The organism is Pseudomonas sp. StFLB209, assembly GCF_000829415.1.
Taxonomy (GTDB): domain Bacteria; phylum Pseudomonadota; class Gammaproteobacteria; order Pseudomonadales; family Pseudomonadaceae; genus Aquipseudomonas.
This window is the reverse complement of the sequence record NZ_AP014637.1, coordinates 6,305,742-6,332,373: the sequence shown is the minus strand read 5'-3', so window position 1 is coordinate 6,332,373 and position 26,632 is coordinate 6,305,742. Positions and strand designations below refer to the sequence as shown.

Here is a 26,632-nt window from a genome sequence, read left to right as displayed (position 1 = left end):
ATTGGTCGGGTTTGTTGTTTCTGGGGTGTTCAGGGAATGCTCACGCCTTCTTGCATCAGCATGTCTACCAAGCGGATAAGGGGCAGTCCGACCAGGCTGGTGGCGTCTGGTCCTTCGGTGCTGCGAAACAGCATTACACCAAGCCCTTCGGCCTTGAAGCTGCCGGCGCAGTCGTAGGGTTGCTCGGCATGCAGGTAGCGTTGCAGGGTGTCTGTGTCCAGTTCGCGCATGTGCACGGTGAACGGCACGCAGTCGACCTGGCATTGGCCAGTGCGGGTGTTCAGCACGGCCAGGCCGGTAAGAAAGCTTACGCTTTGGCCGCTGGCGGCCGACAGTTGCGCCAGCGCCCGCTCGAAGTCGTGCGGCTTGCCGAGTACTTCGTCACCGAGCACGGCCACCTGATCGGAGCCGATGATCAGGTGGTCCGGGTGATCGCCGGCCAGGGCCTGGGCTTTTTGTTGTGCCAGGCGCTTTACCAGATGGGTGGCACTCTCGCCGGGCAGGCGGCTTTCGTCTATGTCCGGCGAGCTGCAGGTGAATGGCAGGCGCAGTCGGGCGAGCAATTGACGTCGATACGGCGAGCTGGAAGCAAGGAGCAGGGAAGGCATGCGATTCTCCGTGGTCTGAGCCGCAATTCTAATAAGTGCCGGCAAGCCCTGATAGGCCTGAATTTCCTTTGACATGCTAAAGGTGCATCCCTAGAATGCTGCGCCTATGTTGAATGACCCGATTCCATCTCATATTGACCCGCGCAAGTTGGCTGATCGCGGCACGACCCTCCAGGGTGAAGTGCTGCTGGCTGACCTGCAAAGACTCTGCGACCCATTGGCTGATAACGCCGGTGCGGTTCAGGCCAACTTCATTTTTGAGCGTGACGAGCGTCGCACTGCGGTTTTCCACAGTCGGCTCAAGACCTCGGTCAAGATGGTTTGCCAGCGTTGTCTTGAGCTGGTTACCCTGCCGATCCAGAGCGAATGTACTTACGTTGTGGTGAAGGAGGGTGCGAACACCCAATCGTTGCCGAAAGGCTATGACGTGTTGGAACTGGGCGAGGATCCTTTGGATCTGCTGGCATTGATTGAGGAAGAGCTTCTGCTCGCCTTGCCAATCGTGCCTGCTCATCATCCTGAAGAATGCCAGCAACCGGCGGGTCTCGATGAGCCCGAACCGAGCGTGGACGAGGTAACACGGTCCAACCCGTTCAGTGTATTGGCGCAATTAAAGCGTGACCCAAACGTTTAGGAGTTAATTATGGCTGTTCAACAGAACAAAAAATCCCGCTCTGCTCGCGATATGCGTCGTTCGCACGACGCTCTCGAAGCGAACGCTCTGTCCGTGGAAAAAACCACTGGCGAAGTTCACCTGCGCCACCACGTTTCGCCAGAAGGCGTATACCGTGGCCGCAAAGTGATCGACAAGGGCGCTGACGAGTAATTTCTTGTCCGCTCCGATCATCGCGATCGACGCAATGGGCGGGGACTTCGGTCCCCGCAGCATTGTTCAGGCAAGTATCGCCTGCCTGGCTGCTACCCCCTCGCTCCACCTGGCCCTTGTCGGCCAAGCTCCCCTTATTGACGAACTGATTGCCTCCCATCGCAAGGTCGACCGCGCACGCCTGCACGTTGTGCATGCCAGCGAAGTGATTGGTATGGATGAAAAACCGTCCCAGGCCCTGCGCGGCAAGCCCGACTCATCAATGCGTGTCGCCCTCGGGCTGGTGGCTGGCGGTCAGGCTCAGGCGTGCGTCAGTGCCGGTAATACCGGAGCGCTGATGGCCTTGTCGCGTTTTGTGCTCAAGACCCTGCCGGGTATCGATCGTCCGGCGATGGTGGCGGCAATTCCGACCCGTACCGGCTATTGTCAGTTGCTGGATCTGGGAGCCAATGTCGATTGCAGTGCCGAAAACCTGTATCAGTTCGCTGTAATGGGTGCTGTGAATGCCGAGGTCATGGGGGTGGTGCGGCCAAGGGTCGCGCTGCTCAATGTCGGTACCGAGGACATCAAGGGCAATCAGCAGGTTCGTCAGGCGGCAGCGTTGTTGCAGGCGGCGCCAGGTCTGAACTACATCGGGTTCGTTGAAGGTGACGGGCTCTATCGTGGGGAGGCTGATGTGGTGGTGTGCGATGGCTTTGTCGGCAATGTATTGCTCAAGTCCAGCGAAGGCCTGGCGACCATGATCGCTGCACGAATTGAAACGCTATTCAGGCAGGGTCTGCTTGGCAGGGCGGCGGGCGTGGTGGCTTTGCCTGTGCTCAAGCGTCTGCAGGCCGAGTTTGCACCGGCGCGGCACAATGGTGCGAGCCTGCTGGGCTTGCAGGGCATTGTGGTCAAGAGTCACGGGGCGGCCGGGGTTGAGGGCTTGCAGAGTGCAATCCTGCGTACCGTCGTGCAGATCCAGGACAACCTGCCGCAGCGTCTGCGCGGGCGGCTTGAGGCGCTGTTGCCGGGCTTGTCGCCGGGGGCGCCGGAAATGTGACGCTGGCCGTCAGAGCGTCATCCAAACGTTCAGTCATATCGATTTGCTTCACTGCCGCCGGCTGGGCCGGGGGCCTATTTTTCAAGATAACCAATCAGGGGCCTGTTACATGTCTGCATCCCTCGCATTCGTCTTTCCGGGTCAAGGATCGCAATCGCTCGGCATGCTCGCCGAGCAAGGTGCGCAGCATCCATTGATCCTCGATACCTTTGAGCAGGCGTCCGACGCTCTGGGATATGACCTGTGGGCCTTGACCCAGCAGGGGCCTGCCGAGCTGCTTAATCAGACCGACAAGACCCAGCCGGCCATTCTGACGGCCTCCATCGCGCTATGGCATGTATGGCTGGCCGAGGGTGGTGCGGTTCCTGCTTACGTGGCCGGTCACAGCCTGGGCGAATACAGTGCTCTGGTGGCGGCCAACAGTCTGACACTGGCCGATGCTGTAAAGCTGGTCGAACGACGTGGTCAGTTGATGCAGGAAGCGGTGCCGGCCGGTCAGGGCGGCATGGCTGCAATCCTGGGGCTCAATGATGACCAGGTCAGAGCCGCTTGTGCTGAAGCTGCGCAAGGTCAGGTTGTCAGTGCGGTCAACTTCAATTCGCCAGGCCAGGTGGTGATCGCCGGTAATGCCGAGGCGGTGGCGCGTGCCATCGAGCTGTGCAAGGCCGCAGGCGCCAAGCGCGCCCTGCCGTTGCCGGTCAGCGTGCCGTCGCACTGCGAGCTGATGCGCCCGGCGGCCGAACGCTTTGCCGAGTCGGTTGAAGCTATCGACTGGCAGGCGCCGGAAATCGCGCTGGTGCAGAACGTCAGCGCCGCGGCGGTCACTGATCTGGCGACCCTCAAGCGTGATCTGCTTGAACAGTTGTACAAGCCTGTACGTTGGGTCGAGTCCATTCAGTGCCTGGCGGGCCTGGGTGTGACCCAACTGGTGGAGTGTGGTCCGGGCAAAGTGCTGGCCGGCCTCAACAAACGCTGCGCCGATGGCGTGGTGACTTACAACCTGGATACCCCTGACGCCTTTGCTGCCGCCCGTGCGGCACTGGCCTGAATAAGGAGAAACCTGCATGAGTCTGCAAGGTAAAGTTGCACTGGTAACCGGTGCCAGTCGTGGTATTGGCCAGGCTATCGCTCTGGAACTGGGCCGCAACGGTGCCGTTGTCGTCGGCACTGCGACGTCTGAGGCCGGTGCAGAGCGCATCACTGCGACCTTCAAGGAAAGCGGCATCGAAGGCTTTGGTCTGGCGCTGGATGTGACCAAGGCCGAGTCGGTCGAAGCGGTCCTGGCGACCATCGTCGAGCGTGTAGGCACGCCGTTGATCCTGGTCAATAATGCCGGCATCACCCGCGATAACCTGATGATGCGCATGAAAGATGACGAGTGGAACGACGTCATCGATACCAACCTCAACAGCCTCTACCGCCTGTCCAAGGGTGTGTTGCGGGGTATGACCAAGGCGCGTTGGGGGCGGATCATCAATATTGGTTCGGTAGTCGGTGCCATGGGCAATGCCGGTCAAGTAAACTACGCTTCCGCGAAGGCGGGGCTGGAAGGTTTCAGTCGTGCCCTGGCGCGTGAGCTCGGTTCGCGTGCTGTGACCGTGAACGCTGTCGCGCCAGGCTTCATTGATACTGATATGACCCGTGAGTTGCCTGAGGCCCAGCGTGAGGCCTTGCTGACCCAGATTCCTCTGGGGCGTCTGGGCCAGGCACAGGAAATCGCCAATGTTGTAGCGTTCCTGGCCTCTGAAGGCGCGGGTTATGTGACCGGTACGACCATTCCGGTCAATGGCGGGATGTACATGTAACCGGATTTTATAAACGCTCGTTTCAGAAAAATGTCATACGAGCTGTCTAAAATCCGTTATAAAGCTGCAATCTTTTAATGGGTACTGGGTCGTGACGGAGCGGGAGGGGAGCTTTGAGCTTGAAAAGCGCAAAACCTCTTCTATACACTTAGCCACCGGCCAAATGCCTGAACATTTCCACTAGGAGTTAAAACTAGGTATGAGCACCATCGAAGAGCGCGTCAAGAAAATCGTTGCCGAGCAACTTGGCGTCAAAGAAGAAGAGGTTGTCAACACTGCTTCTTTCGTTGAAGACCTGGGCGCTGACTCCCTGGACACTGTTGAGCTGGTAATGGCTCTGGAAGAGGAATTCGAGACCGAAATCCCTGACGAAGAAGCCGAGAAGATCACCACCGTTCAGGCTGCCATCGACTACGTGAACAGCCACCAGGGCTGATTTTTCGTAATCGCTGATTGCTGTTATGGGAAAAACCGCACTGCTTACCGGCGTGCGGTTTTTTCTTTAGTAAAGATAAAGGTGTCTCTGAAGGCTCAGGCGAGGCAGCCAGCACGACGAAAAACAGGCGGGCAAGCGCCGTTGACGGTTTGTCGACGAGCATTGTGAACCGGTTTTCAACCCAGTGATGGCCACGCAGGCAGTTTTTGGATGCACCCTGAAGATGTATCGCCAACGAGAGAGAAGGAGAGTCCTGTGTCGCGTAGACGCGTCGTGGTCACCGGGATGGGAATGATATCGCCACTGGGTAACGATGTACCCAGCAGTTGGCAAGGCATTCTGGCAGGGCAAAGTGGTATCGGTCCTATCGAGCACACCGACCTGTCGGCTTTCACCACGCGTTTTGGTGGTTCGGTCAAAGGGTTTGACGTCAGCCAGTACCTGGCGCCCAAAGAGGCGCGGCGGGTCGATCTTTTCATTCAGTATGGCCTGGCGGCCAGCTTTCAGGCGGTGCGTAATGCCGGGCTGGAAGTGACTGATGCCAACCGTGAGCGCGTTGGTGTCGCCATGGGTTCGGGCATTGGTGGCCTGACCAATATTGAAACCAGCAGTCGACTGATGCATGAGCAAGGCCCTGGGCGTATTTCGCCGTTCTTCGTGCCTGGCTCGATCATCAACATGATTTCCGGCTTCCTGTCCATCCACCTGGGTGCACAAGGGCCTAACTACGCCATTTCCACCGCCTGCACCACCGGAACTCACTGTATCGGCATGGCGGCGCGCAATATCGCCTACGGCGAAGCCGACGTGATGATCGCGGGCGGCGCAGAGATGGCTGCTTGCGGTCTGGGCATGGGCGGTTTTGGCGCAGCGCGTGCGCTGTCGACCCGCAATGACGATCCGGTTCGTGCCAGCCGTCCGTGGGACAAGGACCGTGACGGCTTTGTTCTGTCCGACGGTGCCGGTGCAATGGTGCTTGAAGAACTTGAGCACGCCAAGGCGCGAGGCGCCAACATTCTGGCCGAGCTGGTCGGTTTCGGTATGAGCGGCGACGCCTTCCACATGACCTCGCCGCCAGATAACGGCGCCGGTGCTGCGCGTTGTATCGTCAATGCCCTGCGCGATGCGCGGATCAATCCCGAGCAGGTGCAGTACATCAATGCGCACGGTACTTCGACACCTGCCGGTGACCTTGCCGAAGCCCAGGCGATCAAGACGGTGTTCGGCGAACATGCCTACAAACTGGCGGTCAGCTCCACCAAATCGATGACCGGCCACCTGCTAGGCGCTGCCGGTGCTGTCGAGGCGATTTTCAGCGTGCTGGCCCTGCTGGATCAGGTTGCTCCGCCGACCATCAACCTCGATGAGCCAAGCGAAGGCTGCGATCTGGACTTTGTCGCTCATCAGGCGCGGGGTATGCCGATCGATGTCGTGCTGTCCAACTCCTTCGGATTTGGCGGTACCAATGGCTCGCTGGTGTTCCGCCGGTTCAGCGAGTGATGACGGCGTGGGTCGACGGCCAGCCGGCAGACAGCCTGGCATTGGCTAACCGCGGGCTGGCCTATGGCGATGGGCTGTTCGAGACCATCGCTGTGCGGGCCGGGCAGCCGCTGCTGTTCGATCGCCATGTGCAGCGTCTGGCCGTCTCCTGCCAGCGTCTGGGCATAGAGGCTGACCTGGCGTTGATCCGCGCTGAAATGACCCGCTTTGCCAGGCAGCTGGATGCCGGTGTGATGAAGCTGATCCTCACGCGTGGCGACAGCCAGCGCGGTTATGCACCGGCTGCCGGTTCCGCGCCACGGCGTATCCTGCAAGGCTCGCCCGCGCCGGTTTACCCTGCGGGTCACTTTGCACAGGGGGTTCGTCTTTACGAATGCCAGACCCGCCTGGCCGAGCAGCCCCTGTTGGCCGGTATCAAGCATCTCAACCGGCTGGAGCAGGTGCTGGCCCGCGCCGAATGGCAAACGCCGGAGTTTGCCGAAGGGCTGATGCGCGACACCAGCGGCCGCCCGGTCGAAGGGGTGTACAGCAACCTGTTTGTGGTGCGTGACGGACGGCTGATCACGGCTGATCTGCTGCGCTGTGGGGTGGCCGGTGTCATGCGTGCCGAATTGCTCGATCAGGCACCAACCCTGGGGATCGCTGTCGAAGTCCGCGACCTGTCGATGTCCGACCTGGAGCAGGCGGACGAACTCTTTGTTTGTAACAGCGTATATGGCATCTGGCCGGTTCGCGGCTTTGCTCAGCTGAACTGGCCGGTCGGGCCGCTCACCCGTAGAATGCAGGCTGTTGCGTACGCACTTCTGGGTAGCTGATTCGTGATTCGAAAATTACTGGTTTTGCTGGAAACCGCTGTGGTCGTGGGGGTTCTGGTGCTGGGCTATGGCATCTGGCGACAGAACCAGGCATTGCATCAACCGCTCAACGTTGCCCAAGAGCAGTTGCTCGATGTGCCGAGCGGCTCCAGCCCTTCGGGCGTGCTCAATCGCCTGGAAGCCGACGGGGTGATCAACGACGCATTCCTGCTGCGCCTCTACTGGCGTTTCAATCTGGCCGGCCAGCCGTTGCACAGCGGTGAGTACCGCATGACGCCGGGCATGAGTGTGCAGGACCTGTTCGGGATCTGGAAACGCAAGGAAGTGGTGCAATACACCATTACTCTGGTTGAGGGCTGGAATTTCCGCCAGGTGCGCAGCGCCCTGGAGCGCCAGCCCAAGTTGGGACAGACCCTGGCCGGGCTCAGTGACAGTGAGCTGATGGCGCGCCTGGGGTATCCGGATATATTTCCTGAAGGTCGCTTCTTTCCTGATACCTATCACTATGTGCGTGGCATGACCGATGCCGAGTTGCTCAAGCAGGCCTACAAACGCCTGGAGCTGGTGCTGGACGAAGAGTGGCGCCAGCGTGCCCCGGATCTTCCGTACAGCGATCCTTATCAGGCGCTGATCATGGCGTCTTTGGTAGAGAAAGAAACCGGCGTGCCGCAAGAGCGCGGCCAGATCGCCGGGGTGTTCGTGCGCCGTATGCAGATCGGCATGTTGCTGCAGACCGACCCGACCGTCATCTATGGCATGGGCGAGCGCTACAACGGCAAGATCACCCGAGCTGATCTGCGTGAACCCACGCCCTACAACACCTATGTGATTTCCGGTTTGCCACCGACCCCGATTGCCCTGGCCGGGCGTGAAGCGATTCATGCGGCTCTGCAGCCGGTGCCGGGGCGTAGCCTGTACTTCGTGGCCAAGGGCGATGGTAGTCATGTGTTTTCTGTCAATCTGGACCAGCACAATGCGGCGGTGCGTGAGTATCAGCTCAAGCGCCGCACCGATTATCGCTCCAGCCCGGCACCGCTGCCCTCTGCTGACGAATCCACCCCGGTACAGACCGACCCCGTCCAGGCGCCTGACGCGCCCGACAGTGAGTCGTCTGCCCAATGAATTTCAAGGACTGCCTGTGACTGGCCTGTTTATTACCCTCGAAGGGCCGGAAGGCGCCGGTAAAAGTACCAATCGTGATTTTCTTGCCGAGCAATTACGCGCTCGTGGTGTAGATGTCGTGCTGACCCGAGAGCCTGGCGGCACGCCGCTGGCTGAGCGGATTCGGGAAATCCTCCTGGCGCCCAGCGACGAGGTCATGCACGCCGACGCTGAGTTGCTGCTGGTTTTCGCGGCCCGTGCCCAGCATCTGGCTGAGGTGATTCGCCCGGCGCTGGATCGGGGCGCGGTGGTGCTCTGTGACCGTTTCACGGATGCCACGTACGCTTATCAAGGCGGCGGGCGCGGCCTGTCGCAAGAGCGCATCGCGACCCTTGAGCAGTTCGTCCAGGGTTCGCTGCGCCCTGACCTGACGCTGGTTTTCGATCTGCCGGTGGAGATTGGCCTGTCCCGTGCTGCGGCGCGTGGCCGGCTGGATCGTTTCGAGCAGGAAGGCCGTGACTTTTTCGAAGCTGTGCGCGGTGCCTATTTGCAGCGCGCTGCTGCAGCGCCTGAGCGTTACCAGTTGATTGATGCCGCCCAGCCGCTGGCTGAGGTTCAGGCGTCATTGTCCGCCCTGCTGCCGGGCTTGCTGGAGCGCTGCCGTGGCTGAGGCCTATCCGTGGCAGGCGGCGCTCTGGCAGCAACTGGCCGGTCGTACGCAACACGCGCATGCTTATCTGCTGCACGGCCCGGCCGGTATTGGCAAGCGCGCCCTGGCGGAGCGGTTGATGGCGTTTCTGTTGTGCCAGCGACCCGCGCCGCAGGGTGCCTGTGGGCAATGCAAATCCTGCCAGTTGCTGGCCGCCGGTAGCCACCCGGACAACTTCGTGCTTGAGCCTGAAGAAGACGATAAGCCGATCAAGGTCGATCAGGTCCGTGAGCTGGTCAACTTCGTGGTGCAGACCGCGCAGATGGGCGGGCGCAAGGTGGTGCTGGTCGAGCCGGTGGAGGCGATGAACATCAATGCGTCCAATGCCGTTTTGAAAAGCCTCGAAGAGCCCTCGGGCAATACCGTGCTGCTGCTGGTCAGCCACCAGCCCAGCCGTCTGCTGCCGACCATCAAGAGCCGCTGCGTGCAACAGGCTTGCCCGTTGCCCGGTGAGGCGGCCAGTCTGCAATGGCTCAGTGCCGCCTTGCCGGACGGTGACGCGCAATTGCGCAACGACCTGCTGGCACTGGCTGCCGGTTCGCCATTGCTGGCCCTCAAGCTGCACGGGCAGGGCGTCATTGAGCAGCGTGCGCTGGTCGTTGACGGGGTCAAGAAGCTGCTCAAGCAGCAGCTATCGCCGACCCAGCTCGCCGAGGGATGGAAAGATGTTCCCCTGTTGCTGCTGTTCGACTGGTTTTGCGATTGGGCGCATCTTATTCTGCGTTACCAGATGACTGAGGATGAAAACGGCCTCGGGCTGGCTGACATGCATAAGGTGGTGCAGTATCTGGCGCAGAAGTCGCCGCGTGGCAAAGTGCTGGGGATGCAGGACTGGGTGCTTGCCCAGCGCCAGAAAGTCATGGGCAAGGCCAACCTCAACCGTGTGCTGCTGCTTGAGGCACTGCTGGTGCAGTGGGCGGCGCTGCCCGGACAAGGGTAGACTCAAGGGCACTTCTAAAAACTACCTACGTTGCCATCACTGCGTTGAAAACAGGCTCGGAATGCTCATTTACAACCCGTAAACTCCGCTTCCTCGCCTGTTTTCGCCTTGCGCTGACTGCCTCGCTTACGTTTTTAGAGGTACCCTCAGCGCTGAACGTTATTCCAAGGAGATGCAATGAGCCTGCCGATCAATCCTGGTCCGCGTAACGGCATCCTGTCCCTGACCATCAAGGACAAGTCCGTGCTCTACGCCGCCTATATGCCGTTCATCAAGCATGGCGGGTTGTTCATTCCGACCCCCAAGAATTACAAGCTGGGCGATGAAGTGTTCATGCTCCTGAACCTGATGGACGAGCCGGAAAAAGTCCCGGTCGCCGGCAAAGTCATCTGGGTCACCCCCAAAGGCGCTCAGGGCAATCGCACCGCCGGTGTCGGTGTGCAGTTCAACGACGGTGACAATACTGCCCGCAACCTGATCGAAACCTACCTGGCCGGTGCCCTGAAGTCCGACCGCCCCACCCATACGATGTGACTGTGCCTTATTCATGCTTATAGATTCTCATTGCCATCTGGACCGCCTCGACCTGACCCTGCATCAGGGTTCTCTGGATGCCGCGCTGCAAGCGGCACGTGACCAGGGGGTAGGTCATTTTCTGTGCATCGGTGTCAGCGCTGACAACGCCGCAACGGTCAAGGCACTGGCTGAGCGCTATGCCGATGTCGACTGTTCGGTGGGCGTTCATCCGCTGGACCTCAAACCCGGCGAGGAGCCTGCACTGCAATGGCTGCTCCGGGAGCTGGATCACCCGCGGGTGGTGGCCATCGGTGAAACCGGCCTGGATTACCATTACGAGCCTGAGGCGGCCGAACTGCAGCAGGCGTCGTTTCGCCTGCACCTGGAGGCCGCACGGATTACCGGCAAGCCGGTGATCGTGCATACCCGCGCGGCGCGCAGCGATACTCTGCAGTTATTGCGTGAGGCGGCATTGCCTCAGGCCGGCGTGCTGCATTGCTTCACTGAAGACTGGGAAATGGCCAAAGCCGCTCTGGATCTGGGGTTTTATATCTCGTTGTCGGGCATCGTCACCTTCCGCAATGCTGATGCGTTGCGTGATGTGGCTCGTCAGGTTCCGGCCGACCGGTTGCTGGTCGAGACTGACTCTCCTTACCTGGCGCCGATACCTTACCGTGGCAAACCCAACTTGCCGCAATATGTGCGTGAAGTCGCCCAGTTTCTGGCCATGCTGCGCGGTGAAAGCTACGAGCGCTTCGCTGAGCAGACCACCGATAACTTCGCCCGGTTGTTTCCTCTGGCCCACTTGCAGCGTTGAGGCCAGACAAAAACAGCAGGCAAAAAGAAACCCGGATTCTGGGGGGTGAAACCGGGTCAAGACCATTAGGAGTAAAACAAAGGCATGCCATCCATGAATGCCTTTATTGGTGCGGCATTTGGGGGGAATGCGTACCAACGCTTTAAGTATTGATGAGAATACCTGGCCTGCCAGTCGCCATTGGTCATTTTTTAAACAGTTTTGGAATACTAAAACCGTTATTGAGTGCCTGATTGATGTATAGGGTTGGGCAGCCTTGATGGGGGGCCACTGTGTCCGGCGGTTTGTGCCGCAAGTGCCAGCCTTGCAGGGCAGGGGGGGCGAAATGCAGACAGCGGGTGCTCGACAAGATGGATGAACAGTGCATTTTCGCGCCAATTAGGCATAATACCCGGCTTCGATTTTGAGCCTTGCAGACCCTCTCACTATGCAAAAAGAACCTCGAAAGGTCCGTGAATTTCGCCGCCGTGAACAGGAAATTCTCGACACCGCACTGAAGCTTTTTCTGGAGCAGGGTGAGGACAGTGTCACTGTCGAGATGATCGCCGACGCGGTCGGGATCGGCAAAGGGACGATCTACAAGCACTTCAAGTCCAAGGCCGAGATCTATCTGCGGCTGATGCTTGATTACGAGCGCGATCTCAACGAATTGCTGCACTCGGCCGATGTCGATCGTGACAAGGAGGCGCTGTCACGGGCCTACTTCGAGTTCCGCATGCGCGACCCGCAGCGTTACCGGTTGTTCGACCGCCTCGAAGAAAAAGTGGTCAAGGGCAACCAGGTGCCGGAAATGGTCGAAGAGCTGCACCGCATTCGTGCCTCTAACTTTGAGCATCTGACCTTGCTTATCAAGGGGCGTATCAACGAAGGCAAGCTCGAAGATGTCCCGCCATACTTCCATTATTGTGCCGCCTGGGCATTGGTCCACGGCGCTGTGGCGCTGTACCACTCGCCGTTCTGGAGCAATGTGCTCGAAGATCAGGAAGGCTTTTTCCAGTTCCTGATGGACATCGGCGTGCGCATGGGCAACAAACGCAAGCGCGACCCTGAGCTGGCTGTTGAAGTAAAACCCGACCCTGCGGCGAAATGAGTTTCCTGCCGGGTAGGTGAAAATGGCGCGGAAGCTGCATCCGACGGCCATTCGCCGGTTTTTCGTCACCGGTTTTTGGGAGAGTAATGATGCGTAGCCTGATTCTGCTGCTGGCGCTTGTCGCGCTTGGTGGCTGCATGAAAGTCAGCGACATGGCCGATGGCGTTCACGAGCAGTTCAGCGATGCCGGGCTGCTCGATCACAGCCAGACCCGGCGGACCAGTAACTTTCGCCTGCAGCCCGACTCCTTTATCTATATCGCTCAAGCGGCCTTCGTGCCGCCAGGCAGGGCTTATCCGCGTCCTAACGTAGTGGCCGAAGAGGCTTTCAATAACTTCATCGAGTTCTTTCCCCTGGTGCGCCGTGCCCGTGCCCCGGTGGGTCTCGATCAAGCCTTGAGCGAAGCCCGCAGTGCTGGTGCGCACTACCTGTTGTATACCCGTTTCGCCCGTGCTGACGACCGGATCGGCACTTGGGACCAGTGGGCTGATGAAGAAGCGCTGGATCGCTTTGGCATCGACAGCGGGGTCATTCAGATGATGCTGATCGAAACCTCCACGCAATACTTGATCGACAGCGCACGAATCCGCAGTCGTGGCGGTTTGCTGACGCTTTACGACACCCGTCCCGAAGATTTGCTTGGTCCGCCCATGGAGCAATATGCTCGTGGCTTGATAGGTGTCTCTCGATAGGACCGGTATGAGCGATTCAGGCAAGACCTCCGACCTGCTGGCGCAACTCCCCAAAGGCCGGGGTCCTGCGCCGGTGCATCTGTGGAATCCGGCATTTTGTGGCGATATCGATATGCGTATCGCCCGTGACGGCACTTGGTACTACCAAGGGTCGCCGATTGGCCGCAAGCCCATGGTCCAGCTGTTTTCCAACATCATCCGTCGCGATGGCGATGACTACTTTCTGGTCACACCGGTAGAAAAGGTCGGCATCCAGGTGGATGACGCGCCTTTTGTGGCCATCTCTCTCAGTGTCAGCGGGGCGGGCGAGCGCCAGATTCTGAGCCTGGTCACCCACGTCGATGATCAGGTCGAGATCGGCCCGCAACATCCGCTGCGGGTCGAAACCGACCCAGTCACCCTTGAACCGGCCCCTTATGTGCTGGTGCGCGCCAATCTGGAGGCGCTGCTGCATCGCAATGTCTTCTATCAATTGGTCGACCTGGCCGTGTCTGCCGAATTGGACGGCCAGCGCTGGTTGGGCGTGTGGAGCCATGGTGTGTTTTTTCCTATTGGCCCAGAGCCATGAAAGCAGTCTAGAGCGGGCAGCCTTGATTGCCTGGCATCCGTGGCGCGGGTAAAGTGCCGCTCCCCATTTTTCCCTGAGGTTTATGCATGAGTCAGCCCTTTGCTATCGCCGTGATCGGCGCCACCGGAACCGTGGGCGAAACCATCGTCCAGATTCTTGAGGAGCGCGACTTTCCACTGAGCGAATTGCATTTGCTGGCCAGTGCCGAATCGTCAGGTACCTCGTTGCCATTCAAAGGCAAGAATCTGCGTGCGCGGGAAGTGGACGCGTTTGACTTTTCCAGAGTCGGCCTGGCGTTTTTTGCCGCAGGCGCTGCGATCAGTCGCAGTTTTGCGCCGCGTGCCCTGCAGGCGGGCTGTTCGGTCATTGATTTGTCCGGCGCCTTCGATCACCAGCAGGCATCGCTGCTGGTGCCGGAAATCAACGCCGCGCAGCTTGCTGGCCGCTCTGCGCCACTGTTGTTGAGCAATCCGGGCTCGGCGGCGACGGCGCTGGCTCTGGCTTTGGCGCCGCTGCGCGAGGTGCTGGATATCCAGCGCGTCGATGTGACGGCCTGCATGGCCGTCTCGACCTTGGGGCGTGAGGGTGTCAGCGAGCTGGCGCGGCAGACCGCCGAGTTGCTCAACATGCGGCCTCTTGAACCGCGGTTTTATGATCGCCAGGTGGCTTTTAACCTGCTTGCCCAGGTCGGTACGCCGGATGAGCACGGTCATGCGCCGCAAGAAAAACGTCTGGTCAGCGAGTTGCGCGAATTGCTGGCGCTGCCTTTACTCAAGGTCTGCGCTACTTGTATCCAGGTGCCGGTATTTTTCGGCGACAGTTTCAGCATATCGCTGCAAACCGCCCAGGATGTCGACCTGGCGTTGGTCAATAAGCGCCTGGATGCCGCGCCGGGCGTGGAGTTGGTCGATGCCGGAGATTACCCGACCCCGGTGGGCGATGCGGTAGGGCAGGATGTGGTGTATGTCGGCCGGGTGCGCCGCGGTATCGACGATTCACGCCAGCTCAGCCTGTGGCTGACTTGCGACAATGTGCGCAAAGGTGCGGCGCTCAATGCTGTGCAAGTGGCTGAGTTGTTGATAAAAGGCCATGTGTAAAAGATACTTGGCAACGATTTGGATAATGATTCTAGCGGCAACACGCCTTACTCCGGTTTCGGAGAGTCTTCAAACAAGGGATGGGCTATGGTTCAGGTTCGTAAACTGGTAGTAGCGATTGCTGCGGCTTCGGCGCTGTCGTCGGGTGCAGTACACGCTTTGGGGCTCGGCGAGCTGTCGGTCAAATCGACCCTGAACCAGCCGCTGGTGGCTGAAATCGAGCTGACCGATGCCCGTGGCATCAATGCTTCGCAACTGGTACCCAGTCTGGGAACCACGGCAGATTCCTCTCAGGCAGGGGTCACCCGCCAGGCTTTCCTTAATGACCTGACCTTTACCCCGGTGATTAACCCCGGTGGCAAGAGCGTGTTGCGCGTCACCTCCAGCAAGCCGGTGACCGATCCTTATGTAAAATTCCTGGTTCAGGTGCTGTCGCCCAACGGTCGTGCCCAGCGCGAATACAGCCTGTTGCTCGACCCGCCGCGCTTCTCTTCCGAAACGGCTGCGTCAGCGCCTGCTCCGGCCCCGGCCCCGGCCGCAGCGCCTGTGCAACTGCCTGCGGTCGCCCCGGCGGCGACCGTGCAGGCGCCTGCCGCGCAACCGCCCGCCGCTCCGCCGCCCGCGCCTGCCCAGCCCGCGCTGCCGCCGCCGGCGGTAGACAAGCCCGAGCAGTACGTGACCAGCAACAACGACACGTTGTGGGAGATCGCAGCCAAGGTACGCAATGGCGGCAGCATTCAACAGACCATGCTGGCGATCCAGGCGTTGAATCCGGACGCTTTCATTGGTGGCAACATCAACCGCCTCAAGCGTGGTCAGGTGCTGCGCCTGCCAACGGCTCAACAGGCCACCGCGCTGCCGCAAGGCCAGGCGATTGCCGAAGTGGCCCGGCAGTATCAGGCCTGGCGTGACGGGCGCCGCAGTGCAGCCGGTCAGCGTCAGGTCGACGCGACCCGGCGTGCCGGCACCGGAGCGGCGCCAGCCCGGGTCGAGACCCCTGACAATCTCAGCCTGGTCGCGGCCAATAAGGCGCCTGGCAGCAAGGGCGCGGCGACTGACAATGATCTGGCCAACAAGCTGGCTGTTACCCAGGAGGCGCTGGACACCTCGCGGCGCGACAACGCTGAACTCAACAGTCGCCTGACCGACCTGCAAAGCCAGTTGGACAAACTGCAGCGGTTGATGGAACTCAAGAATGATCAGTTGGCCAAGATGCAGGCTGCCGGTGCCGGTGCCGGTGCCGCACCAGCGGTCAGCCCGCCATTGCCGGCTGCAGCCGTCGATGCCAGTGGCGCGCCGATCAAGCCGATAGGCGAGCTGGCCCCTGAAGATGCGCTGGCAGCCAGTGCTGCCCAATCTGCTGCAGCGCCTGCCGAACAGCCGCTGGCGGTAGAGCCGGTGGCTGCCCAGGAAGAAACCGATCCGTTCAAGGCTATCCTTGAAAACCCGATCTTGCTGGGGCTTATCGGTGGCGCGGCCTTGCTGTTCCTGGCCCTGCTGCTGTTGTTCCTGGCGCGGCGTAACAGGGCCAGGGCCGAGGAAGAAAAACACCGCAATATGGCCCGTGCACTGGCTGAAGAGTCGCAGTTTGTCTCTGACATGGACCTGAACGCCTCTTCGGACAGCTTCGACAGCCTGGTGACGCCGTCGCCGAGCTACACCATGGCCCCGGCTGCCGTTGCCGCGGCTGCCGCCAATGCTTCGCGTGAGCGACCGACCGACCCGCTGGTGCAGGCCGAGATTCATATCGCTTACGGCCGTATGAACCAGGCCGTGGAGTTGCTGGAAGAGTCCTTGAAAGAGACTCCCGAGCGCGACGATATTCGTCTGAAACTGATGGAAATCTACGCCGAACAAGGCAACAACAAGGCGTATGCCGCGCACGAGCGCAAGCTGGTGGCGGCGGGAAAGCTTCAAGCTGAGGTCGAGCAGCAAAAAGACGATCACTCGACCAAGGGTGTAGCGCAGGCGCCGACACCGGCGCCTGTGATCGAGCTGGCCAAACCTGCCGAGCCTGCGCCTGCTTCTGTGGCGCCGGTGGCGGCCGTGGCAGCCGCTGCGGCGGCCACGTCTGCGGCGGCGATCGCGGCGGAGCTGGATGCCAAATATCTGGAAGAGCTGCTGGCTGATGATGAGCCGGCAGCGGCCGAGGCGGAGCCTGCCCTGGAGGCAGAGCCCGAGCCGGAGCCCGAAGCAGAGCCTGTGATAGCAGCGGCGGATGACGATTTTGATCTGAGCCTGGACGAGTTCGAGGCGGCTGCCACTGACGAGGTGGTGACGGTTGACGATCTTGATGACCTGCTCAATGACGGCGGCTTCGAACCCGAGCCGCTGACGGCTGTCGAGGATGACCCGCTGGCCGAGTTGCTCGACGCCGAGCCGCTGTCGCCGGTGGTGGCTGAAGATGACCTGCTGGCCGATCTGCTCGATGCTGAGCCGCTGCCGCCGGTGGTGGCTGAGGCGCAAGAGCCGCTGGACGAGTTCGATCTGAACCTGACCCAGGAGGAGGCTGCGCTCAAGACTGAGGACGATCTGCTTCTGAGTCTGGGTGAAGAACCACTGGATCTGGGGCTGAGCAGCGCTGACAGCCTGGGGCATGACCTTGAGCTGCCGGAAGACTTCGATCTGTCGCTGGCCGATGAAATCGAAACCGACCAGGCCACCGAGGCATTCGCTTCGGAGATCGACGACGTCAACGCCGAGCTTGATCGTCTGTCTCAGGATCTGGAAAGCCCGCCACTCGACACGCCAAGCTTCACTGCCAGTGATGCCGCTGCGCTGGAAGACGACCTGGAGTTCGATTATCTGTCCGGTACTGACGAGGCTGCGACCAAGCTGGATCTGGCGCGGGCCTACATCGACATGGGTGATGCCGAGGGCGCGCGCGATATCCTCGGTGAAGTGGTCACTGAAGGCGATGACGTGCAGAAAAATGAAGCCCGGGAAATGCTCGCCCGGCTGGCCTGAGCCTGCTCGCGGTGAGCGATCCGCCTGATCTGGCGGATTGCTCGCTGCGTGCGCTGGCGTCTTTGCCCGACAGCCTTATAATGGCCGCCCTTTTCGCAACCCACGGGCTGTAACTCCTTGGCGAACATAGACAACCCGGCCGCCGAGATGGCTGCCGAGGGCTTTCATCGCGTCGCGCTAGGCGTCGAATACAAAGGCTCGCGCTACAACGGCTGGCAGCGTCAGGCCAGTGGCGTGCCCACCGTACAAGAAACACTGGAAAATGCTCTGGGCAAGGTCGCTGCCTCCCCGGTCACCTTGCTGTGTGCCGGGCGCACCGATGCCGGTGTGCATGCCTGCGGTCAGGTGGTGCATTTCGATACGCAAACAGAGCGCTCGGAAAAAGCCTGGATCATGGGCGCCAATGCCAGCCTGCCACATGACATCAGCGTGACCTGGGCAAAGGTCATGCCAGCGCACTTTCATGCGCGCTTCAAGGCCAAGGCCAGGCGCTACCGCTATGTGATCTACAACGATCAGATTCGCCCGGCGCATATGGGTGAGGAAGTAACCTGGAACTATCGTCCGCTGGATGTCGAGCGCATGGCCGAGGCCGCCCAGTATCTGGTCGGTACCCACGATTTCAGCGCGTTTCGCGCCGGCCAGTGCCAGGCCAAATCGCCGATCAAGCAGATGCATCACCTGCGCGTCAGTCGTCACGGCAAGATGATTGTCATTGATGTACGGGCCAGTGCGTTCCTGCATCACATGGTGAGAAACATTGCCGGTGTGCTGATGACCATCGGTGCTGGCGAGCGCCCGGTGGAGTGGATCAATGAAGTGCTGCAGAGTCGGGTGCGGCGTAACGGCGGCGTGACTGCGCACCCCTTTGGCCTGTATCTGGTTGAGGTCGAGTATGCCGATGAATTCGGTCTGCCGCAGCGTTACATCGGTCCGCATTTTCTGACCGGTTTCGCTGGCCTTGAAGGCTGACGGCTGAACCTGCATTTGTTACCATCCGAGACTTTGCGCAAGGACTGAGGTTTCGTCATATGTCAGCCGTTCGCAGCAAGATCTGCGGGATTACCCGTCTGGAGGATGCATTGGCGGCCGTTGAGGCGGGTGCCGACGCGCTGGGCTTCGTGTTCTACGCGCCCAGCCCGCGTGCGGTCAGCGTGCAACAGGCCAGGGCGATCATTGCCGGCCTGCCGCCCTTCGTGACCACGGTTGGCCTGTTCGTCAACGCCAGTTCCTGTGAATTGAACGAAACCCTCGATGCATTGCCGCTGGATCTGTTGCAATTCCATGGTGATGAATCACCCGAGGCATGCGACGGCTATCACCGGCCTTTCATCAAGGCATTGCGGGTCAAGCCGGGTGACGATATCGCCGCCGCCTGCCGGGCTTATGGCAAAGCCAGCGGCATCCTGCTTGATGCTTATGTGCCGGGTGTGCCCGGTGGCACGGGGGAGCGCTTCGACTGGTCATTGATTCCCGGTGATCTGTCCAAGCCGATCATCCTGGCTGGCGGTCTTGACGCGGGTAACGTGGCGCAGGCCATTGCTCAGGTCAGGCCCTATGCGGTGGATGTCAGTGGCGGGGTAGAGCGCAGTAAAGGCATAAAGGATCACGACAAGGTGCGGGCTTTCATGCGTGCGGTGCGTGAAGCCTGATGTGACGGCGTGGCAGCTGCCGCCGTCCATTAGCCTGTCCCGGTAATGAACATGTGCGGGCTGAATTGATTAACCGGACGCTTTTGCGTCGGGTGCGGTTTCAAGTATTACGGCTGAGAGGGGCAGGTCTGGCCAGGTGCCGACCGCAGGCTGTCCTTGCTCGTCACTTTTTACACATTTAGCCAAGGGCGGGTGCCGGGCGTTACAACGCCGGGTGCTGGAGCCGAATCGGCACTGGAGAAAGAAAGCATGAGCAACTGGCTGGTAGACAAACTGATCCCTTCGATCATGCGTTCAGAGGTCAAGAAAAGCTCGGTCCCTGAGGGGCTGTGGCACAAGTGCCCATCCTGTGAAGCCGTGCTGTATCGCCCTGAACTGGAAAAGACCCTGGACGTCTGCCCCAAGTGCGACCATCACATGCGTATCGGTGCGCGTAACCGGCTGAACATCTTCCTGGACGCCGAAGGTCGCAATGAGCTGGGTGCTGACCTGGAGCCGGTAGACCGTCTCAAGTTCCGCGATGGCAAGAAGTACAAGGATCGTCTGACCGCTGCACAAAAGCAGACCGGTGAAAAAGACGCGCTGATTTCCATGAGCGGGACCTTGCTGGGCATGCCGATCGTGGTCTCGGCGTTCGAGTTCTCCTTCATGGGCGGCTCGATGGGTGCGATCGTTGGCGAGCGCTTTGTGCGTGCGGCCAATTATGCCCTTGAGCACCGTTGCCCGATGGTCTGCTTTTCGGCCTCCGGCGGTGCGCGGATGCAGGAAGCGCTGATCTCGCTGATGCAGATGGCCAAGACCTCGGCGGTGCTGGCGCGGCTGCGTGAAGAAGGCATTCCGTTCATTTCGGTGCTGACCGACCCGGTCTACGGCGGCGTTTCCGCCAGCCTGGCCATGCTGGGTGATGTGATCGTCGCTGAGCCCAAGGCGCTGGTTGGCTTTGCAGGCCCGCGAGTGATTGAGCAGACCGTACGTGAAAAGCTGCCTGAAGGCTTCCAGCGCAGCGAGTTCCTCATCGAGCACGGCGCCATCGACATGATCATTCCGCGCATTGAACTGCGCGAGCGTCTGGGTCGCTTGCTGGCGCAGATGATGAACCTGCCATCGCCAAAGGCTGACAAGCCGGTTCTGGAAGTGGTCGAGATTACTCCGGCTCCGACTCCGGCAACCGCATGACACAGCGGACCCTGGGTCAATGGCTGGCCTATCTGGAGCAACTGCACCCGTCGGCCATCGACATGGGGCTGGACCGTGCCCGGCAAGTCGCCGGTCAGTTGGGCCTGAGTCGTCCGGCGCCCAGAGTGATCACGGTGACCGGCACCAACGGCAAGGGTTCGACCTGTGCGTTTCTGGCGGCACTGTTGCAGGCTCAGGGTCTGAAAGTGGGTGTCTACAGTTCGCCGCACCTGCTGCACTATAACGAGCGGGTGCAAGTGCAAGGCGTGCAGGTCAGCGATGCTCAATTGTGCGAGGCCTTTGTCGCTGTCGAGGCGGCGCGTGGTGATATCACCCTGACCTACTTTGAAATGGGCACGCTGGCGGCATTCTGGCTGTTCGAACAGGCCGGGCTTGACGCTGTGGTGCTGGAAGTCGGGCTGGGCGGGCGTCTGGATGCGGTCAATCTGGTCGACGCTGATCTGGCGCTGGTCACCAGTATCGGTCTGGACCATGCCGACTGGCTGGGCAATACCCGTGAGTCAGTAGCGTTCGAGAAGGCCGGCATCTTGCGTGCTGGCAAACCGGCCCTGTGTGGCGATCTTGATCCGCCTGCACCCTTGCTGGAGCAGGCAGCAGCGCTCAACTGCCCATTTTTGTTACGCGGTCGGGATTTCAGCGTCGCTATCGACGTCAATGCCTGGTCCTGGCAAGGAGTGAATGGGGCAGGGCAGCCGCTGGTGCTGACTGATCTGCCGCTACTCGATCTGCCGATGGAGAATGCCGCGCTTGCATTGCAAGCCTATGCCTTGCTCGATCTGCCATGGCAGCCCAGGGTGTTGGCCGAGGCGCTGAGCGGTACCCGGATTGTCGGTCGGCTTGACCGACGGGTGCTGCGCTGGAAAGGCAAAACCCTCAATCTATTGCTGGATGTCGGGCACAACCCTCACGCTGCGCGTTTTCTGGCGCAACGGCTTGTCCAGCGTCCGGTGCCAGGCAAGCGCCTGGCGGTGTTCGGTCTGTTGGGCGACAAGGATCTCGAAGGCGTGGTTGCCGAGCTGGTGGCGGGGGTCGCGCATTGGGCTGTGACGCCGTTGCCAACCCCGCGTAGCACGCCGGTTGAGCAATTGCAGGCCTGCTTGCAGAACCTTGGTGCGAGCGTGACGTCCTATCAGAACGTGGCCCAGGCACTGTTGGCACAGTGTGAGCAGGCGACGGCGGATGACGAGATCCTGTTGTTCGGATCTTTTTACTGCGTGGCCGAAGCGCTTGAATGGCTGGCCGATCACGCTGATTGAGGACTGAAGGTGGCTGCGATGCTGGACAAGGCTTACAAACAGCGGATGGTGGGGGCGTTGGTGCTGATCGCCATTGCGGTCATCTTTCTGCCGATGCTGTTCACCCGTGAAGACGAAACCCGCAGCGTGCGGGTCGATGCGCCTGCTGCGCCCGAAGCCCCGGTGATGCAGCCGGTGCAAATCGAGCCGGTCGCAGTGCCTGAGCCCCAGCAGATCACTCAGGTCGAAACCCCAGCGCCGAGCACGGCGCCGCCATCGCGGCCGATTGCCCCGGCGCCGGCCCAGCAGGCGGCTCCAGCGGCGCCTGCCGCTGCACCTGTGGCCTCCGCACCTGTGGCCAGCGCACCCAAGCCGGCCGTCAAGCCCGCGCCAGCGCCTGCCCAGCCGTCAACGCCTGTTCAGCCGCCTGCGCCGACCCAGGCCAAGGCGGCTGCGCCCAGCGGTGTGGACGCCAACGGCCTGTCGGTCAGCTGGTCGGTTCAATTGGCCAGCATGTCCAATCGGGCCAATGCCGATAACCTGCAAAAGACCCTGCGTGCCCAAGGCTACAACGCTTACATTCGCACCTCCGATGGCGTCAATCGGGTGTTCGTCGGGCCGCTGATCGAGCGTGGCGAAGCCGATCGTCTGCGCGACCAGCTCGACAAACAGCAGAAACTCAAGGGTATCGTGGTGCGTTTCCAGCCGGAACGCGGCTGAACACAGCTGTTTCGAGAAAATTCAGCTCACCGATAATCGCCGCTTACCGACCGGCGGCCGCTCTGTTAAAATGCGCCGCCTTATCCGTCTGCAGGCTGCAACGTGGCACTTACTCCGGTTGACTGGGCGATTCTCGTGATCATCGCCATCTCCGCTTTGATCAGCATCAAGCGCGGCTTCGTCAAGGAAGCTTTGTCGCTGCTGATCTGGATCATCGCAGGCGCAGTCGCCTGGATGTTCGGTGCCGGGCTGTCCCATTATCTGGCCGACTACATCGCCACGCCTTCGATGCGGGTGATCGCCAGTTGCATCATTCTGTTCGTCGCCACCCTGATTGTCGGGGCGATGGTCAATTTTCTCATCGGCGAGCTTATTCGCGTCACCGGGTTGTCCGGGACCGATCGGTTCCTCGGTATGGTATTTGGTGCCGCGCGTGGCGCCCTGCTGATCGTTGTCGCGGTCGGGCTGCTGAGCCTGGGCCCGGTGCAACAGGATCAGTGGTGGCAGGAATCACGCCTGGTGCCGCAGTTTCTCATGGTCGCTGACTGGTCGAAAAACCTGATTGTCGGGATGTCCGGTCAGTGGTCAACCAGCGGCATCGGCATTCCTGCCGAATTGCCGTTCAAGGAGCAGATCCTGTCGCCGGAAATGGCCCAGGATGTGCTCGGTAAATCCAGTTCCACTAAGTAGGGGTTGTGTCGCATGTGTGGCATCGTCGGAATCGTCGGTAAGTCGAATGTCAATCAGGCGCTGTATGACGCGCTCACCGTCCTCCAGCACCGCGGCCAGGATGCTGCCGGTATCGTGACCAGCCATGATGGCCGGTTGTTCCTGCGCAAAGACAACGGTCTGGTGCGCGATGTGTTCCAGCAGCGTCATATGCAGCGTCTGGTTGGGCACATGGGCATCGGCCATGTGCGCTATCCAACAGCCGGCAGTTCGACGTCGGCCGAAGCCCAGCCGTTTTATGTCAACTCGCCGTATGGCATCACCCTGGCGCATAACGGCAACCTGACCAACGTCGAGCAGTTGGCCAAGGAAATCTACGAGTCCGATCTGCGTCATGTGAACACCAATTCCGATTCGGAAGTGCTGCTCAACGTGTTCGCCCATGAACTGGCGGTACGCGGCAAATTGCAGCCGACCGAAGAGGACATCTTCGCCGCCGTGGCTGACGTGCACAAACGTTGCCGCGGTGGGTATGCCGTGGTGGCGATGGTCACCGGCTACGGCATCGTCGGCTTCCGTGACCCGGACGCCATCCGCCCGATCGTGTTCGGCCAGCGTCACACCGACGAAGGCGTCGAGTACATGATCGCCTCCGAAAGCGTCGCCCTCGACGTGCTGGGCTTCACCCTGATCCGTGACCTGGCACCGGGCGAAGCGGTGTACATCACCGACGACGGCAAGCTGTTCACTCGCCAGTGCGCGCCGAACCCGCGTTACGCGCCGTGCATCTTCGAGCACGTCTACCTGGCGCGTCCTGACTCGATCATTGACGGTATCTCGGTGTACAAGGCGCGGCTGCGCATGGGCGAGCGCCTGGCGGAAAAAATCCGTCGCGAGCGTCCCGACCACGACATCGACGTGGTCATCCCGATTCCGGACACCAGCCGCACCGCGGCGCTGGAGCTGGCCAACCACCTGGGCGTCAAGTTCCGCGAAGGCTTCGTCAAGAACCGCTACATTGGCCGGACCTTCATCATGCCGGGCCAGGCGGCGCGCAAGAAGTCGGTGCGTCAGAAGCTCAACGCCATCGAGCTGGAATTTCGCGGCAAGAACGTGATGCTGGTCGATGACTCCATCGTGCGCGGGACCACCTGCAAGCAGATCATCCAGATGGCGCGTGAAGCCGGCGCCAAGAATGTGTATTTCTGCTCGGCCGCACCGGCCGTGCGTTACCCGAACGTCTACGGCATCGACATGCCGAGTGCTCACGAACTGATCGCCCATAACCGTACCACCCAGGAAGTGGCTGATCTGATCGGCGCCGACTGGCTGGTCTATCAGGACCTCAGTGACCTGATTGAAGCGGTCAGTGGCAGCAAGAAGATCAAGATCGATAACTTCGACTGCTCGGTGTTCGACGGCCAGTACGTCACCGGTGATATCGATGAGCACTACCTGAACCGGATCGAAGACGCCCGCAATGACGCGGCCAAGGTCAAGAGCCAGGCCGTCAGCGCGATCATCGATCTGTACAACAACTGATTGACAAGGAAAACGGGCATGGCAGAGCAATGGGATGCAGGCCGGCTGGACAGCGATCTTGAAGGCGTAGGGTTCGACACCCTGGCCGTGCGTGCGGGTCAACACCGCACCCCTGAGAGCGAGCATGGCGACCCGATGTTCTTCACCTCCAGTTACGTGTTCCGTACGGCGGCTGATGCCGCCGCCCGGTTCGCGGGTGAGGTGCCGGGCAACGTCTATTCGCGCTACACCAATCCGACTGTGCGTGCCTTCGAAGAGCGTATTGCTGCTCTTGAAGGCGCCGAACAGGCAGTGGCCACCGCCACCGGCATGGCGGCAATCCTGTCGGTGGTGATGAGCCTGTGCAGCGCCGGCGATCACGTGCTGGTGTCGCGCAGCGTCTTCGGCTCGACCATCAGCCTGTTCGAGAAGTACTTCAAGCGTTTCGGTGTCGAGGTCGACTACGTGCCGCTGGCTGAACTGGCTGGCTGGGATGCGGCGATCAAGCCGAACACCAGGCTGCTGTTTGTCGAGTCGCCATCCAACCCGCTGGCTGAACTGGTCGATATCGCCGCGCTGGCAGAAATCGCCCATGCCAAGGGTGCCTTGCTGGTGGTCGATAACTGCTTCTGTACACCGGCCTTGCAGCAACCGCTGAAGCTGGGTGCCGATGTGGTGGTGCACTCGGCCACCAAGTTCATCGACGGCCAGGGTCGTTGCATGGGCGGTGTGGTTGCCGGACGCAGCGAGCAGATGAAAGAAGTGGTGGGCTTCCTGCGCACCGCCGGCCCGACCCTCAGCCCGTTCAACGCCTGGATCTTTCTCAAGGGCCTCGAAACCTTGAACCTGCGCATGCGCGCCCACTGTGCCAACGCCCAGGCGCTGGCCGAGTGGCTGGAACAGCAGGACGGTATCGAGAAGGTTCACTATGCCGGCCTCAAGAGCCATCCGCAGCACGAACTGGCCCAGCGCCAGCAGAAAGGCTACGGCGCAGTGGTGAGTTTTGAGGTCAAGGGTGGCAAAGAGGGTGCATGGCGTTTTATCGATGCCACGCGTCTGGTGTCGATCACCGCCAACCTGGGTGATGCCAAAACCACCATTACTCATCCAGGCACGACTTCGCATGGGCGTCTGACCCCGCAGGAGCGTGCCTCGGCGGGTATCAGCGACAGCCTGATTCGTGTCGCAGTCGGCCTGGAAGACGTTGTCGACCTGCAGAACGATCTGGCTCGCGGCCTGGCAGCGCTGTGAGCGAGTGGGCCATGCAGGCTGCCGGGCCGACTAACGGCCGGGTGGCTCTGGTGACCGGCGCTGCACGCGGCATCGGCCTGGGCATTGCCGCCTGGCTGATCAGCGAGGGCTGGCAGGTGGTGCTGGCCGACCTGGACCGCATTCGTGGCAGCAAGGTGGCTGAAAGCCTGGGCGATAACGCGATGTTCGTGGTCATGGACGTGTCCAGCGAAGAACACGTGGTCGGTGGTGTGGCCAAGGTGCTGCGCCAGTTTGGCCGGCTGGACGCTCTGGTGTGCAACGCGGCAATTTCCGAGCCCCATAACGGTACTCTGGAAAGCCTCAGCCTGGAGCGCTGGAACCGCGCGCTGGGGGTCAACCTGACCGGCCCCATGCTGCTGGCCAAGCACTGTGCGCCGTACCTGCGTGCGCACGGTGGCGCGATCGTCAACCTGACCTCCACCCGTGCCCATCAGTCTGAAGCCGACACCGAAGCCTATGCGGCCAGCAAGGGCGGCCTGCTGGCCTTGACCCATGCACTGGCGGTCAGCCTCGGCCCACAGATCCGGGTCAACGCGGTCAGCCCCGGCTGGATCGACGCCCGCGACCCGTCGGCACGCCGCGCCGAACCGCTGTCTGACCTTGACCACGCTCAGCACCCGGTGGGCAGGGTCGGGACCGTGGAAGACGTAGCCGCGATGGTGAGCTGGCTGTTGTCACGCAACTCAGGCTTCGTGACCGGCCAGGAGTTCGTCATCGATGGTGGCATGAGCCGCAAGATGATCTACGCCGAACAAGCGTAGTACTCAAGCAAATACCTGAACCGGCGCCATGCCGGTTTTTTTATTTGAGTGGCATGGGAACCGGGGTCCTCCAACC

28 protein-coding genes are annotated in these 26,632 nt (G+C 60.9%); 27 read left to right on the top strand and 1 reads right to left on the bottom strand.

The genetic code is table 11. The annotated features are described in order from the left end of the window. Positions 1-29: 29 nt before the first annotated feature. Positions 30-608 carry a Maf family protein gene (locus PSCI_RS28105; RefSeq protein ID WP_045493609.1) on the bottom strand — a complete coding sequence of 193 codons (579 nt, stop codon included), beginning with the start codon at positions 606-608 and terminating at the stop codon, positions 30-32. Positions 609-714: 106 nt separating this feature from the next. On the opposite strand from PSCI_RS28105, the gene PSCI_RS28100 reads away from it, so the two are divergent. The 27 genes from PSCI_RS28100 to PSCI_RS27970 all read left to right on the top strand — a co-directional run bounded on the left by PSCI_RS28100 (position 715) and on the right by PSCI_RS27970 (position 26,556). Then, a complete protein-coding gene (locus PSCI_RS28100) occupies positions 715-1,242 on the top strand; it encodes a YceD family protein (RefSeq protein WP_045493607.1) in 528 nt (175 codons plus the stop codon). A 9-nt stretch (positions 1,243-1,251) separates the two neighbouring features. Continuing rightward, positions 1,252-1,434 (top strand): 50S ribosomal protein L32, encoded by a 183-nt coding sequence (gene rpmF, locus PSCI_RS28095; RefSeq protein ID WP_009406838.1) that lies wholly within the window; start codon positions 1,252-1,254, stop codon positions 1,432-1,434. 4 nt (positions 1,435-1,438) lie between these two features. Continuing rightward, entirely contained in the window at positions 1,439-2,476 is a 1,038-nt protein-coding gene (gene plsX, locus PSCI_RS28090) for a phosphate acyltransferase PlsX (RefSeq protein ID WP_045493602.1), read from the top strand. Positions 2,477-2,585: 109 nt separating this feature from the next. Then, positions 2,586-3,524, top strand: coding sequence for an ACP S-malonyltransferase (gene fabD / locus PSCI_RS28085; protein WP_045493599.1), 939 nt, complete (start codon positions 2,586-2,588; stop codon positions 3,522-3,524). 16 nt (positions 3,525-3,540) lie between these two features. Then, positions 3,541-4,281 (top strand): 3-oxoacyl-ACP reductase FabG, encoded by a 741-nt coding sequence (gene fabG / locus PSCI_RS28080; RefSeq protein ID WP_045493596.1) that lies wholly within the window; start codon positions 3,541-3,543, stop codon positions 4,279-4,281. A 199-nt stretch (positions 4,282-4,480) separates the two neighbouring features. After that, a complete protein-coding gene (gene acpP / locus PSCI_RS28075) occupies positions 4,481-4,717 on the top strand; it encodes an acyl carrier protein (protein ID WP_025261008.1) in 237 nt (78 codons plus the stop codon). Positions 4,718-4,972: 255 nt separating this feature from the next. Continuing rightward, positions 4,973-6,217, top strand: a complete 1,245-nt coding sequence (gene fabF / locus PSCI_RS28070) for a beta-ketoacyl-ACP synthase II (RefSeq protein ID WP_084710178.1) — start codon at positions 4,973-4,975, stop codon at positions 6,215-6,217. Continuing rightward, a complete protein-coding gene (gene pabC, locus PSCI_RS28065; protein ID WP_045493589.1) occupies positions 6,217-7,032 on the top strand; it encodes an aminodeoxychorismate lyase in 816 nt (271 codons plus the stop codon). Before fabF ends, pabC begins: the two co-directional genes overlap by 1 nt. Before the next feature lie 3 nt (positions 7,033-7,035). Further along, a complete protein-coding gene (gene mltG / locus PSCI_RS28060; protein WP_045493586.1) occupies positions 7,036-8,154 on the top strand; it encodes an endolytic transglycosylase MltG in 1,119 nt (372 codons plus the stop codon). Between the two features lie 16 nt (positions 8,155-8,170). Further along, positions 8,171-8,803, top strand: a complete 633-nt coding sequence (gene tmk / locus PSCI_RS28055) for a dTMP kinase (RefSeq protein ID WP_045493583.1) — start codon at positions 8,171-8,173, stop codon at positions 8,801-8,803. Then, positions 8,796-9,782, top strand: coding sequence for a DNA polymerase III subunit delta' (locus tag PSCI_RS28050; protein ID WP_045493582.1), 987 nt, complete (start codon positions 8,796-8,798; stop codon positions 9,780-9,782). The genes tmk and PSCI_RS28050 overlap by 8 nt, the downstream gene beginning before the upstream one ends. Positions 9,783-9,959: 177 nt before the next feature. Next, positions 9,960-10,316 (top strand): PilZ domain-containing protein, encoded by a 357-nt coding sequence (locus PSCI_RS28045; RefSeq protein ID WP_045493581.1) that lies wholly within the window; start codon positions 9,960-9,962, stop codon positions 10,314-10,316. A gap of 13 nt (positions 10,317-10,329) precedes the next feature. Then, the gene (locus PSCI_RS28040; protein ID WP_045493580.1) at positions 10,330-11,115 is read left to right on the top strand and encodes a TatD family hydrolase; all 786 of its coding nucleotides are present in this window, start codon (positions 10,330-10,332) and stop codon (positions 11,113-11,115) included. Between the two features lie 427 nt (positions 11,116-11,542). Beyond that, entirely contained in the window at positions 11,543-12,205 is a 663-nt protein-coding gene (locus tag PSCI_RS28035) for a TetR/AcrR family transcriptional regulator (RefSeq protein ID WP_045493577.1), read from the top strand. An 89-nt stretch (positions 12,206-12,294) separates the two neighbouring features. After that, entirely contained in the window at positions 12,295-12,897 is a 603-nt protein-coding gene (locus PSCI_RS28030; protein ID WP_045493573.1) for a DUF4823 domain-containing protein, read from the top strand. A 7-nt stretch (positions 12,898-12,904) separates the two neighbouring features. Beyond that, positions 12,905-13,465, top strand: coding sequence for a DUF1285 domain-containing protein (locus PSCI_RS28025; protein WP_045493569.1), 561 nt, complete (start codon positions 12,905-12,907; stop codon positions 13,463-13,465). Positions 13,466-13,551: 86 nt separating this feature from the next. Next, entirely contained in the window at positions 13,552-14,562 is a 1,011-nt protein-coding gene (locus tag PSCI_RS28020; RefSeq protein WP_045493558.1) for an aspartate-semialdehyde dehydrogenase, read from the top strand. Between the two features lie 87 nt (positions 14,563-14,649). Then, complete coding sequence (locus tag PSCI_RS28015; RefSeq protein WP_045493555.1) at positions 14,650-17,529, top strand: FimV/HubP family polar landmark protein; 2,880 nt, start codon at positions 14,650-14,652, stop codon at positions 17,527-17,529. 147 nt (positions 17,530-17,676) lie between these two features. After that, complete coding sequence (gene truA, locus PSCI_RS28010) at positions 17,677-18,501, top strand: tRNA pseudouridine(38-40) synthase TruA (protein ID WP_045493552.1); 825 nt, start codon at positions 17,677-17,679, stop codon at positions 18,499-18,501. Positions 18,502-18,560: 59 nt separating this feature from the next. Then, entirely contained in the window at positions 18,561-19,181 is a 621-nt protein-coding gene (locus PSCI_RS28005) for a phosphoribosylanthranilate isomerase (protein ID WP_045493545.1), read from the top strand. Between the two features lie 249 nt (positions 19,182-19,430). Beyond that, positions 19,431-20,357 carry an acetyl-CoA carboxylase, carboxyltransferase subunit beta gene (gene accD, locus PSCI_RS28000; protein ID WP_045493541.1) on the top strand — a complete coding sequence of 309 codons (927 nt, stop codon included), beginning with the start codon at positions 19,431-19,433 and terminating at the stop codon, positions 20,355-20,357. Continuing rightward, positions 20,354-21,634, top strand: a complete 1,281-nt coding sequence (gene folC / locus PSCI_RS27995) for a bifunctional tetrahydrofolate synthase/dihydrofolate synthase (protein ID WP_045493538.1) — start codon at positions 20,354-20,356, stop codon at positions 21,632-21,634. The genes accD and folC overlap by 4 nt, the downstream gene beginning before the upstream one ends. 18 nt (positions 21,635-21,652) lie before the next feature. Beyond that, on the top strand, positions 21,653-22,333 hold the full coding sequence (locus PSCI_RS27990; RefSeq protein ID WP_045493537.1) for an SPOR domain-containing protein: 681 nt from the start codon (positions 21,653-21,655) through the stop codon (positions 22,331-22,333). 102 nt (positions 22,334-22,435) lie between these two features. Further along, positions 22,436-23,023, top strand: a complete 588-nt coding sequence (locus PSCI_RS27985; protein ID WP_045493536.1) for a CvpA family protein — start codon at positions 22,436-22,438, stop codon at positions 23,021-23,023. A 12-nt stretch (positions 23,024-23,035) separates the two neighbouring features. Then, complete coding sequence (gene purF, locus PSCI_RS27980) at positions 23,036-24,544, top strand: amidophosphoribosyltransferase (RefSeq protein WP_045493535.1); 1,509 nt, start codon at positions 23,036-23,038, stop codon at positions 24,542-24,544. A gap of 18 nt (positions 24,545-24,562) precedes the next feature. Continuing rightward, a complete protein-coding gene (locus PSCI_RS27975) occupies positions 24,563-25,774 on the top strand; it encodes an O-succinylhomoserine sulfhydrylase (protein ID WP_045493534.1) in 1,212 nt (403 codons plus the stop codon). 11 nt (positions 25,775-25,785) lie between these two features. Further along, complete coding sequence (locus PSCI_RS27970; protein ID WP_045495118.1) at positions 25,786-26,556, top strand: SDR family oxidoreductase; 771 nt, start codon at positions 25,786-25,788, stop codon at positions 26,554-26,556. Positions 26,557-26,632 lie beyond the last annotated feature (76 nt).